Annotated in this window: 17 protein-coding genes, 1 tRNA gene, 1 other RNA gene and 1 pseudogene; 17 read left to right on the forward strand and 3 right to left on the reverse strand. The window is 52.3% G+C overall.

Going from position 1 to position 13,444, the window contains the following annotated elements:
* The first annotated feature begins 63 nt into the window (after positions 1–63).
* The 4 genes from ftsE to ssrA all read left to right on the forward strand — a co-directional run bounded on the left by ftsE (position 64) and on the right by ssrA (position 2,668).
* Complete coding sequence (ftsE, locus tag H924_RS03650) at positions 64–753, forward strand: cell division ATP-binding protein FtsE (RefSeq protein WP_015650609.1); 690 nt, start codon at positions 64–66, stop codon at positions 751–753.
* Between the two features lie 10 nt (positions 754–763).
* The gene (gene ftsX / locus H924_RS03655; protein ID WP_015650610.1) at positions 764–1,666 is read left to right on the forward strand and encodes a permease-like cell division protein FtsX; all 903 of its coding nucleotides are present in this window, start codon (positions 764–766) and stop codon (positions 1,664–1,666) included.
* A 27-nt stretch (positions 1,667–1,693) separates the two neighbouring features.
* Complete coding sequence (smpB, locus tag H924_RS03660) at positions 1,694–2,188, forward strand: SsrA-binding protein SmpB (protein WP_015650611.1); 495 nt, start codon at positions 1,694–1,696, stop codon at positions 2,186–2,188.
* Between the two features lie 103 nt (positions 2,189–2,291).
* Positions 2,292–2,668: a transfer-messenger RNA gene (ssrA, locus tag H924_RS13845) on the forward strand.
* Positions 2,669–3,058: 390 nt separating this feature from the next.
* On the opposite strand, the gene H924_RS14095 is transcribed toward ssrA, so the two are convergent.
* Positions 3,059–3,211, reverse strand: a complete 153-nt coding sequence (locus tag H924_RS14095; protein WP_155861919.1) for a hypothetical protein — start codon at positions 3,209–3,211, stop codon at positions 3,059–3,061.
* A gap of 261 nt (positions 3,212–3,472) precedes the next feature.
* Here H924_RS14095 and H924_RS03665 point away from each other — a divergent pair.
* A tRNA-Met gene (locus H924_RS03665) sits at positions 3,473–3,546 on the forward strand.
* Here H924_RS03665 and H924_RS14675 read toward each other — a convergent pair.
* The gene (locus H924_RS14675; protein ID WP_015650612.1) at positions 3,506–3,856 is read right to left on the reverse strand and encodes a helix-turn-helix domain-containing protein; all 351 of its coding nucleotides are present in this window, start codon (positions 3,854–3,856) and stop codon (positions 3,506–3,508) included. The two genes, H924_RS03665 and H924_RS14675, sit on opposite strands and share 41 nt — an antisense overlap.
* Before the next feature lie 81 nt (positions 3,857–3,937).
* Between H924_RS14675 and H924_RS14790 the strand changes: the two are divergent.
* Positions 3,938–4,066 (forward strand): annotated as a pseudogene (locus H924_RS14790) (hypothetical protein); the annotation flags it as partial.
* 221 nt (positions 4,067–4,287) lie between these two features.
* Here H924_RS14790 and H924_RS03670 read toward each other — a convergent pair.
* The gene (locus H924_RS03670; RefSeq protein ID WP_015650613.1) at positions 4,288–4,959 is read right to left on the reverse strand and encodes a GNAT family N-acetyltransferase; all 672 of its coding nucleotides are present in this window, start codon (positions 4,957–4,959) and stop codon (positions 4,288–4,290) included.
* A gap of 31 nt (positions 4,960–4,990) precedes the next feature.
* Here H924_RS03670 and H924_RS03675 point away from each other — a divergent pair, with 31 nt between their 5' ends.
* The 11 genes from H924_RS03675 (at position 4,991) to H924_RS14100 (ending at position 13,440) form a co-directional block, all read left to right on the forward strand.
* Positions 4,991–6,130: a helix-turn-helix domain-containing protein gene (locus tag H924_RS03675; protein ID WP_015650614.1), complete on the forward strand. Its 1,140-nt coding sequence runs from the start codon at positions 4,991–4,993 to the stop codon at positions 6,128–6,130.
* 110 nt (positions 6,131–6,240) lie between these two features.
* A complete protein-coding gene (locus H924_RS13600) occupies positions 6,241–6,594 on the forward strand; it encodes a WhiB family transcriptional regulator (RefSeq protein ID WP_015650615.1) in 354 nt (117 codons plus the stop codon).
* A 229-nt stretch (positions 6,595–6,823) separates the two neighbouring features.
* Positions 6,824–7,336: a hypothetical protein gene (locus H924_RS03685; protein WP_015650616.1), complete on the forward strand. Its 513-nt coding sequence runs from the start codon at positions 6,824–6,826 to the stop codon at positions 7,334–7,336.
* 151 nt (positions 7,337–7,487) lie between these two features.
* Positions 7,488–8,372: a hypothetical protein gene (locus tag H924_RS03690; RefSeq protein WP_015650617.1), complete on the forward strand. Its 885-nt coding sequence runs from the start codon at positions 7,488–7,490 to the stop codon at positions 8,370–8,372.
* Positions 8,373–8,375: 3 nt separating this feature from the next.
* Positions 8,376–9,056, forward strand: a complete 681-nt coding sequence (locus H924_RS03695) for a hypothetical protein (RefSeq protein WP_015650618.1) — start codon at positions 8,376–8,378, stop codon at positions 9,054–9,056.
* Positions 9,049–10,680 (forward strand): cutinase family protein, encoded by a 1,632-nt coding sequence (locus H924_RS03700; protein WP_015650619.1) that lies wholly within the window; start codon positions 9,049–9,051, stop codon positions 10,678–10,680. The genes H924_RS03695 and H924_RS03700 overlap by 8 nt, the downstream gene beginning before the upstream one ends.
* 5 nt (positions 10,681–10,685) lie before the next feature.
* A complete protein-coding gene (locus H924_RS03705) occupies positions 10,686–11,330 on the forward strand; it encodes a DUF6668 family protein (protein ID WP_052160414.1) in 645 nt (214 codons plus the stop codon).
* A gap of 2 nt (positions 11,331–11,332) precedes the next feature.
* A complete protein-coding gene (locus H924_RS03710) occupies positions 11,333–11,620 on the forward strand; it encodes a hypothetical protein (RefSeq protein ID WP_015650621.1) in 288 nt (95 codons plus the stop codon).
* The gene (locus tag H924_RS03715; protein ID WP_015650622.1) at positions 11,617–11,892 is read left to right on the forward strand and encodes a hypothetical protein; all 276 of its coding nucleotides are present in this window, start codon (positions 11,617–11,619) and stop codon (positions 11,890–11,892) included. Before H924_RS03710 ends, H924_RS03715 begins: the two co-directional genes overlap by 4 nt.
* A 55-nt stretch (positions 11,893–11,947) precedes the next feature.
* Positions 11,948–12,583, forward strand: coding sequence for a hypothetical protein (locus H924_RS03720; RefSeq protein WP_155861920.1), 636 nt, complete (start codon positions 11,948–11,950; stop codon positions 12,581–12,583).
* On the forward strand, positions 12,583–13,440 hold the full coding sequence (locus H924_RS14100) for a hypothetical protein (protein ID WP_155861921.1): 858 nt from the start codon (positions 12,583–12,585) through the stop codon (positions 13,438–13,440). Before H924_RS03720 ends, H924_RS14100 begins: the two co-directional genes overlap by 1 nt.
* Positions 13,441–13,444 lie beyond the last annotated feature (4 nt).

A 13,444-nucleotide genomic window follows, 5' to 3' on the forward strand; every position in this document is an offset into this window, starting at 1 on the left:
ATCTTTACCTAAGTTTGTCACTTTCGTTTCTTTAGTCACAACTGTTTCGCTAGAGTGTGAGCCGTGATCACCTTCGAGAATGTCTCCAAGAACTACAAGACATCAACCCGCCCAGCATTGGACAATGTGTCCTTGCATATTGAAAAAGGCGAGTTTGTTTTCCTCATTGGGCCTTCGGGATCGGGTAAATCTACCTTCCTGCGCCTTTTGACAAGAGAGGAGAATGTCAGTTCCGGAAACCTCATGTTCGCAGACTTCCAGGTCAATAAGCTGCGCGGCACTCAGGTAAATAAACTGAGGCAACGCATCGGATATGTTTTCCAGGATTTCCGACTACTCAAAAACAAGAATGTCTATGACAATGTGGCATTTGCATTGGAAGTAATCGGCAAAAAGAAACACAAAATCGAGCAGCTGGTTCCCGAAACACTCGAAATGGTGGGACTGGCAGGCAAGGCAAACCGCATGCCCAATGAACTTTCGGGTGGTGAGCAGCAGCGCGTGGCAATTGCTCGCGCCTTTGTGAATAGGCCATTGGTGCTTTTGGCAGATGAGCCCACTGGAAATCTCGATCCAGATACCTCAGATGAGATCATGATTTTGCTTAATCGAATTAATCGCATGGGAACCACCGTTGTCATGTCCACACACAATGCCCGCACTGTGGATGATATGCGCCGTCGCGTTATTGAATTGCAGCTGGGCAAATTAGTTCGCGATGATGCTCATGGCGTCTACGGCGAAATGCGATAGGGGGGGAATTATGGCTTTAGGATATGTAATTCGCGAGGCTTTCCGTGGCTTGGGTCGAAATTTCACCATGACGGTAGCGCTCATTATCACCACTTCTATCTCATTGGCACTTTTGGCCACGGGATTTTTGGTCACCAATATGACAGAGCGCACCAAGGATATTTATTTGGACCGCGTTGAGGTGATGATTCAGCTTGATGAAAGCACCTCCGCTAATGATCCGGAGTGTACCAGCGAAGAGTGCGTTGAAGTTCGCGATACCTTGGAAGGCGTTGAGGGAATCGATTCCATTACTTATCGTTCCCGCGAGGCCTCTTATGAGCGTTTTGTAGAAGTATTCCAAAACACTGATCCGGTTTTGGTGCAGGAGACTTCGCCAGATGCGTTGCCGGCAGCTTTCCATGTGCGCCTGGCAGATCCCTTGGCGGTGGATATTCTTGATCCAGTAAGAGAACTTCCGCAGGTTACAAATGTTATTGACCAGGTGGATGATCTGCGAGGAGCAACCGATAACCTGGATTCAATTAGGAATGCCACCTTCTTGATTGCCGCCGTGCAGCTTTTGGCTTCCATTTTCCTCATTGCCAATATGGTGCAGATTGCGGCTTATAACAGGCGTGAGGAAACTGAGATTATGCGTATTGTGGGCGCTTCGCGCTTTTATACTCAGGGTCCTTTTGTGCTGGAGGCGATTATCGCAACGCTTATTGGCGCAGTGTTTGCCACAGTTGGTTTGTTCCTGGGCAAGGAGCTGGTTATCGATAAAGCTTTGCAGGGTCTGTATGAATCGCAGCTGATTGCGCCAGTGACCACAAATGACATTTGGCTGATCGCGCCGGCAATTTCTGCCTTTGGTGTAGTGATCGCGGGGGTTATCGCGCAGCTCACTTTGAGGTTCTACGTTCGTAAATAACTTCCTCTGCCGTAGACTGAAATGATTATGGCCAAGAAGAATAAGAAAGTCGACGATAACAACGCTGTTCTCGCGACAAATCGTAAGGCCCGTCATGACTACCAGATCATTGATACCTGGGAGGCGGGTGTGGTGCTGCTCGGCACCGAAATTAAGTCCCTCCGTGAGGGAAAGGTTTCGCTCGTAGATTCCTTTGCGAGCATTGAAAATGGTGAAATTTGGCTCCAGCACCTGCATATTCCGCAGTATTCTATGGGTTCCTGGACCAATCACACGCCAAAGCGCACTCGTAAATTGTTGTTGCACCGCAAGGAGATCGATTCCCTTATGGGTAAGGTGCGCGATGGTAATCGCACCTTGATTCCGCTCAAGCTCTACATCAAAAATGGTCGAGTCAAGCTCGAACTTGGGCTGGCGCAAGGTAAGCAGGATTATGACAAGCGTCAAGACATTAAGCGCCGTACCGAAGAACGCGAGGTCACTCGGGAGCTTGGGCGCCGTATTAAAGGCATCAACGCCTAGGGCGGCGTCGAAAAGCGCTTTTCGACGCTTGCATGTTGCGGTGTTTTGCGTTAGAGTTAAACCTTCTTGTGGAATTGCACAATCCCTCCACAGGATGATCGACGGGGCTGACATGGTTTCGACTACGTTGATTTAGCCAGGGGAAGCGTGCCGGTGAAGGCTGGAGACCACCGTGAGCGTCGCAGCAAACTAATAAGCGCCGAGAAGTCTCAGCGCGACTACGCCCTCGCTGCATAATCCAGCGACCGCGTGTCTGTCAGCCCAGGGGAGTCCCTGACCTGGATCCTGGCATCGACTAAGGGACTTGCTGTTCAATCGCGTCCGCGGGGTTGAATGGGACTTTTACCGCAGACTGGGCTCATCATCCGGAAGTGTTCGTTCTAGCCGGAGGGCCGAGCAGAGATCATGCTACGAACTGCGCACGGAGAAGCCCTGGCGAGATAACGTAGGACCCGGGTTCAATTCCCGGCAGCTCCACCAATATGGAAAATCCTGGTCATTAGTGGCCAGGATTTTTCTGCGTCCTGGTCTTATTAGACGTGAGGGATATTCGATTACGTACAGCTAGCGGACAAATCTGGTAAATGCCCAAGCACCTGGCAGGCAGCACCTCAATTGCGTAGTTTTAGGGACGTTACGGGAAGAGATTTCTCACATCAGCTAGAACAATGCCCCGCTCACATCAAGGTGAGCGGGGCATTGTTCATAAAGATCGAGTTATAGAGAGAGTAGGCCGCGGATGGCGTCAAAGGCGAAACCAAAGGCACTGCCAATGATTGGCAGACTGGCGTAGAACTCGGTGAAGGTATCGAAGTAATGCATTAGGTCCTCTTTAGTAAGTTTTTGGATATGTTTTGGAAACTAAGTTCTTTAGATGCCGCTGGACAGGCCAATTTCCGTGAAGAAGGTGTCTAGAAAAGGTGCAAGAGCTACAGTGCTGATGATCGCTTCGATAAGGTATGGAAATGCGAGGATTGAATTGGTGGCATTGCTTGCCAGTTGCTGAATTGTTGCAAGGTCCATGTGGAAAATCCTCTGGGCAGGGGTGGATTATTGAGTAAATGTAGAGCTAGTGCGAAGATTATCAGTGTAAATGGGCTTCTGCTATCGGTTTGAAATTTTCTTAAAATGCTCTTAGGAAAGTAGCTTTCCCTTTGGTTGTGGAGATTGATTGCAGGGGAGCGCTTTGGTTAATTTGTAAATCATTAACATAGGTGTACACTTTAAAAATGAAGCAAAAACAGTATATGTATTTGTTTTAGATGAACACTCTAAGTGTTGCGTCGCGGGGTGGAGCAGCTCGGTAGCTCGCTGGGCTCATAACCCAGAGGTCGTAGGTTCGAATCCTGCCCCCGCTACTAAATTCCAAGAATCCCTCTCAACTTCGGTTGAGGGGGATTCTGGCGTTTCCAGGGGGGAACGCCGGGGGAGTAGGTCAGTGATGTTAACACCAAAGAAGTCTGCTGTGGCATAGAGGTCATCGAGTGACCATGAAATCTCTCCTCGCACCTTGCGCCCTGCTGTCGCGCCTGAAATTCCCAGAACCGCACCAAGCTCCCGCTTGGTTGTCTTTGTGGTGAAGAGAAGTTGATTAACTACAATCCCTACACATTCGTCAGGTGTCCGTTTGTGTCTTATGGGCTTGTTTGCTCGTATTCCGGATGTCATGACTTAAAAACTATACTATGAACGCAAACAGCGCAAGGCTAACGTTTGACGTTAGTTTGGGTTTCTGTGATACTCGTTTTCATGAGCGAACGAAATACGTTAATTATTGCAAATAAGGAGTGGCTGACTCCGCTAGAAGCATCCGACTTGCTTCCATCAGTCTCCCGTCGATCTGTGCAGTTGTGGGCAAAAACAGGAAAACTTCCCAACTCCATCCAACTGCCTTCTGGTCAGTGGAGGATCTCCCGTTCCGATATCGACAAAATCATCAACCCCGGCTTGGCCTCATGAAACCACACAAAAAAACGGCCACTTGTGGGGGAACACAAGTGACCGTCAAAACATCAAGCTGCTGCAACGCTGCTCAGCCACATGATAAGTCTCAGACCTTTGCAAGCGCAACCGTCGAGCCTCGTCTTCCTGTTATTGGATTACCGATTGGTAGGGACATGGAAGGCCCTTTCGGTCAACTGCCACATAGGAGTTCCGTGATCCCATCCAGAAACATCCGGATGCGTGATCATGAAGGAAAACCGGTTACTGCGGCCGATTTCTTTAACAGCGAAAGCACAGTCTGGAACACCGGGCAAAATGCCGAGGTCAAGCAGCGTGTCGTTTTGATTGGCTGTGAGCACGAGACCGACATTCGGCTGCAAAATGATGTAATCCGCGTGTGCAAAGAGCTTGCGCGAGTCATTGTTTCCGGCAACAGCGATGATGATTTCTCGACCTTCATCAGCAGCGATGGATTGAATCTTGGACAGCAAGCGGTGGGCGATGCCTCTGCGTCGATACTGCGCCACTGTCGCGATCAACTCAATAAAAACTACCTTTTCCCTCAGCCAGGTATAGCTATCGCGGGCCAAGTCATCGTCGATGCCGGAAAGGTTGTCGTAGATCGCGTTGGCTTCAGTGCTCGCTGGGCTGATGAATGCTGCGCCTACCAGGCGGTTATCTTCCCAGGCTCCCAGCAGGGTACCGAGTTCCTCGAACTGGGCGGGCTTCCTCGGCAATTCCGGGAGCTCCCACTCTGGGCTCATTTCGCTGGTGAAAAGAAGCCTAATATCGCGGCATTCCTTCTTCGACGTCGCGTGCTTGATCATGCAGAGATGGTACCTGGGGTAGGGGATCGCAATGGGATTCACTGAAGTTGCTTTAGTTTTCGACAAGGTTGGTTGCCTGCGCCCAGCTGAAAAGCTTCTACTGATTGCACTTGCCGATCGTGCCAACGGAGATGGAGAAGCATGGCCGTCTGTGCGTGAGCTTTGCCGTCGATCTTGCCAAGCCCGCAGTACAGTGATGCGCCAGCTTGATTCACTTCGACAGCACGGACTTATCGTCTCAGAATCACGCCGAAAGCGTGATGAAGACGGTCGCTCGCGACAAACCAGTTCGCTCTACCGAATCGACATTGTTGGCATCGCGCTTGGAAAATATGGCGAAAATGGGTCAGGGTCCCAAAATGACACCCTGAAAGAAAAGACCAGGTCAGAGTCAGGGTCCCAAAATGACACCCTGAACGCTTCAGGGTCTCAAAATCCGCATGTTCAGGGTCTCACCCATGAGACCCCTATTAACAACCAACAGAACTACCAACCTTCCCCCCAGCCCCCCAGCGCTGATTCAGCTGGTGGTGAACCAGCAAACGAGGGAGCAGCTTCGCCGCTTGGTGGATCGCCTGACGGCGACCGGGGAGGGGAGGAGTTCCCATCTCATGAAAAATCTTCAGAACCCCCGGAAACTAGCCAATCGGCCACACAAGACGATTTATGCCATGAAATACCTCTGGATGATGGAGTTGGGTCTCCAGTGGTAGAAAATCCCTCTAAAGGGCGTTTAAGGGATGATTTGGGCGTCTCTGAGTTGGTTGGTCAGGTGCTACCTAGGTCGATGAGAGCTATTCCACCTCGCCAGCTTCCACGCATTGCTTCCATGATTCGTGAGCGGCTTGATGCTGGATGGACGATTGAGACTTTGCACGCAGCGCTGGAGGCACGATCGCTTCCCTCAGAGGTACGAAACCTTTCTGCGCTGGTTATCGCGCGGTTCCGCGACGATATTCCAGTCAATGGCGCACCACCAATCGAAGATCAGGCTCCACCGGCTCAAGAGCTGGTTCGTGCTGATGGATCGCCGGTGAAGCACTACGACCTTGACTGGGGCTTGATCGCCATGGATCACAAGCAGGCACGTGAATCCGGCACGACTTCTGCGGCTACGCGTCGCCAATTTGTTCTGGAATCCGGAGTTGAGCGCTACCTACTGGGCACATAGTGCACCGGCATGGAGGGGCGCGCACTCCCCCAATCACGCGCACGCAAAAGTATCCCTTTGCGTCGATCTGTCTTGACATGTTGACGCGCTACCTGAAAGGCCAGGTCATCATGAGGTCCGTTCATGATCCCTTCGCAATCACCCAAATCCGCGCCCCGCGAGTGGCACCAAAAATTGATCCAGTTCCTAATTTCTTCGCTGATTCGCTCTGCCGAGAACCGGAGGAATTCCTTTGGGATTGGAGCATTGATGGTGAAACGCCGATGCAGCGCACTCAGCGTCTTCGTCGGGCTGTGGATGTGTGCCAGGACTGTCCGTTGATACAGCAGTGTCGTGATTTCGCCGCAACTGAACGCTGGGCCTGTGGTGTCTGGGGCGGGGAAGTGTTGGCCCCGCGACGAGAAATTCAAGCCGCAGAAACTTCAAGCGAGGAGTTCAAGGAAAATTCTAAAAAATCTGCCTAGAACCCAGCTTCAAACATGAGGGTGAAGCCGACGGTCCGTGTCGGCTTCACCACACACAAACAGTACCTGTTCCCCGCATGTATCCCGGCCGGTATGCCTCAATTTTTTTGATTCCTATCAGTTTCCTGCTGGTGGTTGCGGTAGCAGGAAAAAGATTTTTACTTAATCAGCGCCCGTACTCGGGCGATACCACTCGCTGTCTCTTCAAATATCGACAAGGAACACACCCATGGCAATCACGCCTAAAACCTGGAACATCGAAGGCAAATTCTTCGGAGAACAGATCTCGCTCGAAGCACATGCTCAGCGCTACGCAGATAACGGGAGAATTGCTATTCCGATTTTCCGGGAAGACGAAGAAGAAGGACAATCCCTTTTCACCATGCTCACTGTCAACGCTCCAAACATGCTCCTGTGGGATGAAGATGCACAGGTAATTATCGACCCTAACGTGACTAAAGAAACGCTGAAAATGGTGATTGATTCTGGCCTCCTGGAAGAAGAACCAGTGATGGACATGAAACTTGGTATGTCCACGACTCAGGCATATGAACTCACAGATAAAGCCATGGATTGGATCGAAGCAACCGCACCTCGTCAAACTCTGGCACCCGCAACCGAATTGCTTGACCGCATCGGAATCTCCAGCTCCTCAATCGACATTCAAGCGGAGCAGCCCGCTGAAAAAGGAGAAGCCCAAAACGTAGAAGAGCACGAAAATACCACTGGCTTGGAGCAGTAGAACTTCAATCCCGTCCTAGCGTGCTGTAGCACAACCCGTGGGGTGGCTTTTCGCAGGTCACCCCACTACACCCTAGGTGGTTGCGGTAAGAGCAGATCAGCGTTGAATACGTGTTGCCCATGTCAAACTTTGTCATCTCAAGGAGAAAAAATTGAAGGCTAAGAATCTTGCAGTCGCAGCAGCTATCGCTGTGGCCTGTGCATCGGTCACCCCAATGGCACATGCACAATCCCGCGCTGCCCAGCCAGGAACCAGTGAGCCTGGAACCAGCCAGCCGGGTACGGGTGGGGAGACTACCCCGCCGGAAAAGCCAGGTACCGGGGGATCTCAGCCGGGTACGGGTGGGGAGACTACCCCGCCGGAAAAGCCAGGTACCGGGGGATCTCAGCCGGGTACGGGTGGGGAGACTACCCCGCCGGAAAAGCCGACGGAACCAGAAGAGAAAGAACCGACACCAGTTATCCCTGCTCCAACGCCTACTTACCCGAACGTCGATAACAGCGACGATGACGGCGATGACGACATTGACTCCGATACTCCCAGCCAGCCAGTAATCATCCCACTGCCTGTTCTTCCTACACTGCCGGCAGCCACACCTCTGGCAGAAGCCCCAAATGATCCCTCAATCATCCCTGTAGACAGTGACATTCAGACTGAGGTTGTGCGCACCGGCACAGTAAACTTCGTTGAAGTCACAGCATCACAGACAGATGTCGCAGCACAGCAGATCCTGTGGAATGACGGGACTTCCGAGCTGTCGGCATCCGGCACAGTCGCTGGACATGCCATTGCTTCACCAGTTGTGGAATCACGAACTACTGCCACGTCTGCACAGATCAAAGTCAATGGAGCCACCGTGGTTGACTTCTTCGTCCCGGATGCCATCGCTGGAGTCGTAGAAACCAATGCAGCGGTTATTGATCAAGCCGTCAAGAGCGTTACTGGTGAACTGGAGCCTGCCTACGGTCGTCATGCGCTCCAGGTGGGCAACGCCCAGGTTGCTGTCGGCTCTGAGACCATCACCGCCGAGGTGTAAATCATGTCTAGCAAGTGGTTCGAACTGGAGGATTTCACTCCTCGCCCAGAGCAAAACGTTGATGCTGTAGAGCCTAACGATGTGGCTTTTGAGCAAGAAACGCTAGCAATAAAGACACCACAGAAAAAGCGCGTCTCCACTGGTGCTTTCCTCGCTGGTGCAGGCGGTGTTCTTGCCGTGATCGTCGGAGTCTCAGTGTGGGCAGTTATGCCCACCAACAGTGCTGCAGATGCTCAGGTAGAACCGTCCGAATCAGAGGTTCCCGCGGCCTCAATTGTGGCTGCTACAACAGAACCATCTACAGAACCATCTGTCATGCGGGCCGGCACTAATTGTGCTGGTGAATCCACTATTGATGCTGGTCGTGAATCGCTGGAAGAGGCAATTGTCACATTTCAGACGGCATATCACGAACGGAACGCTGATGGCGTGCTAGCAGTCGTGGCACAAGATTCTGCCATGGCTGCCGAAAACTGGGCCGAAATCTTGCCACTTGCAGCACCAGAAGGCACCACCTGGTGTGTCACTTTTTCCCCAGAATCCGACACTTCCGTTGCCACTGACCTCACGATCACAGACCCCGCTGGAAAATCAGTGATCTACCGCCAAAACATCACCGGAGCAGAGAGCGACAGCGGATGGATTCTTCACAAAATCACAGAAAGGGTAGACGAAAATGCGTAGATCACTTGCGGTTTTCTCCACCATCGTTATCGCAACCGCTGTAGTTGTCCCTGCATCAGCGCAGGAGAACACTATCGGTGAATGCCCGGCCATGCACATTGTCATGGTCAACTCATCTGCGGATTCCATCACCGGATCTGATCAGGTCGATTCCGGTTTCCTTGCAGAGATCGCTACGCCAGTTCTTAAAGCCGCCAATGAGGGAGAAACCGGAACTACGGCAGGTTTTGAACCGATCATCGAAGACAGCTCCGATGAAGCTTTTGAGACCTTTGACGCGGGCATTCCAAACATGTGGGGAGAAACAGAAACAACTTATAAGAGCGAGTGGGGAAATGTCTCCGAGACCGCTACTGAGACTGCGACAGCTCAATCTTCCCCCGAAGCATCACGGGCGGAAGTGGGCAGAACGTACATCCCCATCCGGGGAGATAGGACAGGCTCCTTTATCCCTGGTGTGCATTCCGTAGAGCCAGAGCCATATACCGAGATCATCACCCGCGCGGTTGATGACACCATGAGTGTCTTTAACCAGATTGGTGAGCTGTGCCCAGGAACCAAGGTTGTGCTCATGGGCAACGCCCAGGGCGCGCAGGTTGCCAGCACTGTGTCCAAAAAGATCAGTGCAGGTGAATCGTCATTCAGCGCAGACAATCTCGTTGGTGTTGCGCTTTTCGCTGATCCCTCACGCGAAGATGGTCGGGCTACTGATGGAATGGACGCAATTGGCAACCTGAATCCACAAATTGCCTCCGGCGTTGATGGCACCGGTGTTGCAGCAGTGACAGGCCAAACCACCGCGACAGGTGCTGCTCCACAGAACACTGTTTCTTGGTGCTTGGACGGGGACGTGACCTGCGGAATCAAAAAGGAAGACCCGCTTGCTGTACTTACCGCAGCAGGGCAAAACATCGATATTAATGATCCTGTTCGGTCGCTGAATTACATCTCTGATGTTCTTGGCCCAGCAGTCATGCTTGGTGGTGTTGAAGCTCTCGCAGAAGGTGTGGAAATGGGAAGCGGGGGACTGCGCATCACCCGCGCTAACTCTGTTGATGAAACTGTTCTGGGGCGTATTGCATCACAGGTTGCTAAGCCAATTAGCCAGTCTGACCGGGAGCGCCGTGTGGTTGCTGCTGGTCAGCAAATCGGCGGCATGGCGCTAGCCGCAGGTGTCACTGTGGCGAAGAAGACACTCACCCCAGCAAATATTGCCCAGATTGCTCTTGCTGGTGCGGTTAACCCAGCAGCAGGGGCGGGAATGGCGTTAGCACTAGCAGGAACCGCTGCCCTGGATTTGGTCACAGTAGAAACAGCCACGACAACTGCTGCACGAGTCTTTGATGAAGCAGATGCAGCAGGTCTAGAGACACCAGATGTTGCCCGCGCAGCGGTGCAATCGGCAGTTGCTCGCACGGTCACTGAAAATACCTACCGCACCACACCAGTCACTGATGATGGTTTGACTGCAACTCAGGCGACTACCTCGTGGCTTGCGGATCTTGCGGGTGATTCCACTGGTAATGACTTAACTGAGGCGCTGGTAGATGTTGTCGGTGCCGTGGCTGTGAGTGCGTTCGATGAGGCAGGTACCCAGTCGGCCATGGATTCACTGAAGGTGTGATGACAATGCTTAGGAAGAACACCAAAGGTTCAACCATCACACCTCAATCCCTTCCTGGTCGGATCGCAGTTGATCGAGAGCGTCTTCTTGGCGTTGCTGAGTACTGCTTGCATGACGCTGATCAGATAGAAGAAGATCGGGCTTCATGGGCACCGGCTTTTTGGCTGGTAGCAGCTCACGGTGGGGCAGGGGCTAGCACGCTGTCACAGATGTGGGCACCTGCCGGGGATGCAGGAAACTTGTTTCCTGCATTAGATGCCTCTCCGCTTGTCGTGATCGTGTGCCGACCGTCTAAAACGGGCCTCGAAGCAGCTCACCGCGCGGTGCTCCAAGTGCTTGCTGATGAAGCTGGTCAGTGCCAATTGGTTGGAGTTGTGTGTGTGGCAGATTCTGCGGGCAAGCTTCCTAAGCCTCTTGCACAAAAAATTCGTGTGATTGAGGAAGTCACCAGAGTGTGGCATGTCCCGTACATGCAGTCTTTGCGTATTACGGACACAGACGATTTAGCGGTGTGGAGTCCAGATGATCCTCCGATGGAAAAACCAAAGAAGAAACGGCCTGTGACCACAGCCGTACCACACACCATTGCCGCTGTCGGACGAGAGATTTTCACCGCAGCAGGAACAAAAAATCAAGAAGATTGGACTTAAAAATGGATTACCTTAACGCTAAAGCACTTCTGGTTCTGGCACAGATGCCAGGACAGAACATCACTCCGCAAGCACCGGCTGGTTTTGGCTCCAAAGTAGATCAAGGGCTGAATTTTGCCATGTATCTGGGGATCGTGGTCGCCATCATTGGTGTCATCACCATGGGTGCGGCAATGGCCTTGTCTCGTCAACAGGGTTCAAGTGAGGAAGCAACCTCCAGGGCGTTGGCCATTGGCATTGGTTGCTTGTTGATTGGTGGCGCGTCCGGTCTCGTAGGCGCATTCCTGTGATTGTTTTCGCACAGGGTGTTCAGCCACCAACAAGCCCCTGGACTCCACCAGCGTCCGTGGTTTCCACGATCTGGAGCTGGTTGGAAATCGCCTTGTATGTGGCAATTGTTGTGTCGATTCTCGCAGTGATCACTCTGGGGGCATTTATGGCACTGGATAAAGACCGTGGTGAGCCAGTCAGCGCCACCGCACCGTATGTGACTGCTGTGAAAATCGCTCTAGGCGTTTTGATGTTTTCCTCTGCGGTTGCACTGGCAACAGCGTTTTCCTAGAACTCTCTCCATCACTGTGCCCCCAATTTTTTGGGGGCACCACATAGAAACTGATATGCGAAAGAAAAAAATGATGAAACTCCGTCACACTTTGCCCGTTGTCCTTGTTGCTATTAGCGGTTTTGCCGTTTCATGCAGCTCGGCAGAACCAGAAGATGCCTCCATCGCGGTGGTTGAGTCACCTGAGGCTGTCTGGGTTCCAGGGCCAGCAGGTCTATCTATTCCTACCGGTGCTCAAGGGCCGTATGAGCTTGATCCTGTTCCTCATGAGTGGGAGGAATCCCCTCAGGGAGCTGCGATGGCAGCTGTGGCTGCGCAGGTCTATATGGCAGGGGCAGATGATGACACGTGGACAGATGTATCTCGGTTCATGTTGGAGCCGGGTGCAGGGCGAGACCAGTGGTTGCAAGCTCGTGCTCTGGTCACTGTGGATGGTGTCGTAGACAACCCTGCTCAATTCACGGGGTTCAGCGTTGCGGAATATGACGAAGAAGCTGATAAAGCCTTGATTATCTTGGCTACTACGTGGTCAGACGGAGTTTCTTTTGCTTATCCTGTGCAGCTTTCTCGCACATCGGGTGACTGGAAAGTTGTGCTTCCCACACAGGATCAAGCACCTGATTTAACGGCACTGTCGGAACAGCAGCTTGATGGATTTATCGCGTTTACCAGCGTTGAGGATGAGCGCTAATGACTAAAAAATCACTCATCATTCTGTGTTCAGTAGTCGTGGCTTTCGTTCTACTTGCTGCGATAGTGGTCGTACTGACCCGGCAAAATGAGACCACGCAAGGGGCTTCATCTGAAATCACATCGGGCTCTTCGGAGTATCCATCAGACGACGATATTGCTAATCGAAGCTGGCCACGACCACATTTCGATGACTCTACGTTTCGCCCCGGCACGTGGTCAGTCGATGCGACGGGGCAGCCTGTCCTGACCCCGGACTCTGCCAATGGTCAAATACTGGGTAATCCTCGTGAAGCTCGGATGGAGGAATGCGGTTCGTTCTCGTGGGTACAGCCCTCGCGGCTTACGGCGCAATATATTCATGGCCGATTTTTGTTGTTCTCAGAGTCAGATGGCCCAGGTCGTGTGAATCGAGAGAATTTGCCAGTGGACTACTCACAGTCTGCGGCAGGGGCCTTTCTCGGTGCGTACAACTTTTTGGCACTTACTGATCCTGCCCGCGATGAGATTGCGCTTGCTGCATGGAATCAGCTCTTTGAAGGAACAGTTTCACCCGCCGTTGAGCGTGGAGAAGTCGATGAAACCGGTACTTTCAAACCAGCAGTTCCGCTTCCTGTCGCTTTTCAAATAGAGACATGTTCAGAAAGCACTGCGGTGGTCAAGATTGCATTCGAATCATCTGTGGGGGCATCAGGTGATGCGCTGACCTATGACGCTTATGCAGCGTTGCGACTTCCTGTGGTTTATCGAGGTGGTCAGTGGGTCGTAATTCTCGATGATGCTGCGCGTGCTCGAAGTTCAGAACATGGGATTGAATCTTTATCCGGGTGGACGACCTTGACGTACTCGGGAGCGTAAAAGG

It is taken from the genome of Corynebacterium callunae DSM 20147 (assembly GCF_000344785.1).
GTDB classification, from domain to species: domain Bacteria; phylum Actinomycetota; class Actinomycetes; order Mycobacteriales; family Mycobacteriaceae; genus Corynebacterium; species Corynebacterium callunae.

Coding starts and splice junctions, on each gene's coding strand:
- H924_RS14095 (WP_155861919.1), bottom strand. CDS start 3,211: ATGGACCTTGCAACAATTCAGCAACTGGCAAGCAATGCCACCAATTCA.
- H924_RS03700 (WP_015650619.1), top strand. CDS start 9,049: ATGCGTAGATCACTTGCGGTTTTCTCCACCATCGTTATCGCAACCGCT.
- H924_RS03670 (WP_015650613.1), bottom strand. CDS start 4,959: ATGATCAAGCACGCGACGTCGAAGAAGGAATGCCGCGATATTAGGCTT.
- H924_RS13600 (WP_015650615.1), top strand. CDS start 6,241: ATGAGGTCCGTTCATGATCCCTTCGCAATCACCCAAATCCGCGCCCCG.
- H924_RS03720 (WP_155861920.1), top strand. CDS start 11,948: ATGCGAAAGAAAAAAATGATGAAACTCCGTCACACTTTGCCCGTTGTC.
- H924_RS03710 (WP_015650621.1), top strand. CDS start 11,333: ATGGATTACCTTAACGCTAAAGCACTTCTGGTTCTGGCACAGATGCCA.
- H924_RS14675 (WP_015650612.1), bottom strand. CDS start 3,856: ATGACATCCGGAATACGAGCAAACAAGCCCATAAGACACAAACGGACA.
- H924_RS03695 (WP_015650618.1), top strand. CDS start 8,376: ATGTCTAGCAAGTGGTTCGAACTGGAGGATTTCACTCCTCGCCCAGAG.
- ftsX (WP_015650610.1), top strand. CDS start 764: ATGGCTTTAGGATATGTAATTCGCGAGGCTTTCCGTGGCTTGGGTCGA.
- H924_RS14100 (WP_155861921.1), top strand. CDS start 12,583: ATGACTAAAAAATCACTCATCATTCTGTGTTCAGTAGTCGTGGCTTTC.
- H924_RS03675 (WP_015650614.1), top strand. CDS start 4,991: ATGGGATTCACTGAAGTTGCTTTAGTTTTCGACAAGGTTGGTTGCCTG.
- smpB (WP_015650611.1), top strand. CDS start 1,694: ATGGCCAAGAAGAATAAGAAAGTCGACGATAACAACGCTGTTCTCGCG.
- H924_RS03685 (WP_015650616.1), top strand. CDS start 6,824: ATGGCAATCACGCCTAAAACCTGGAACATCGAAGGCAAATTCTTCGGA.
- H924_RS03705 (WP_052160414.1), top strand. CDS start 10,686: ATGCTTAGGAAGAACACCAAAGGTTCAACCATCACACCTCAATCCCTT.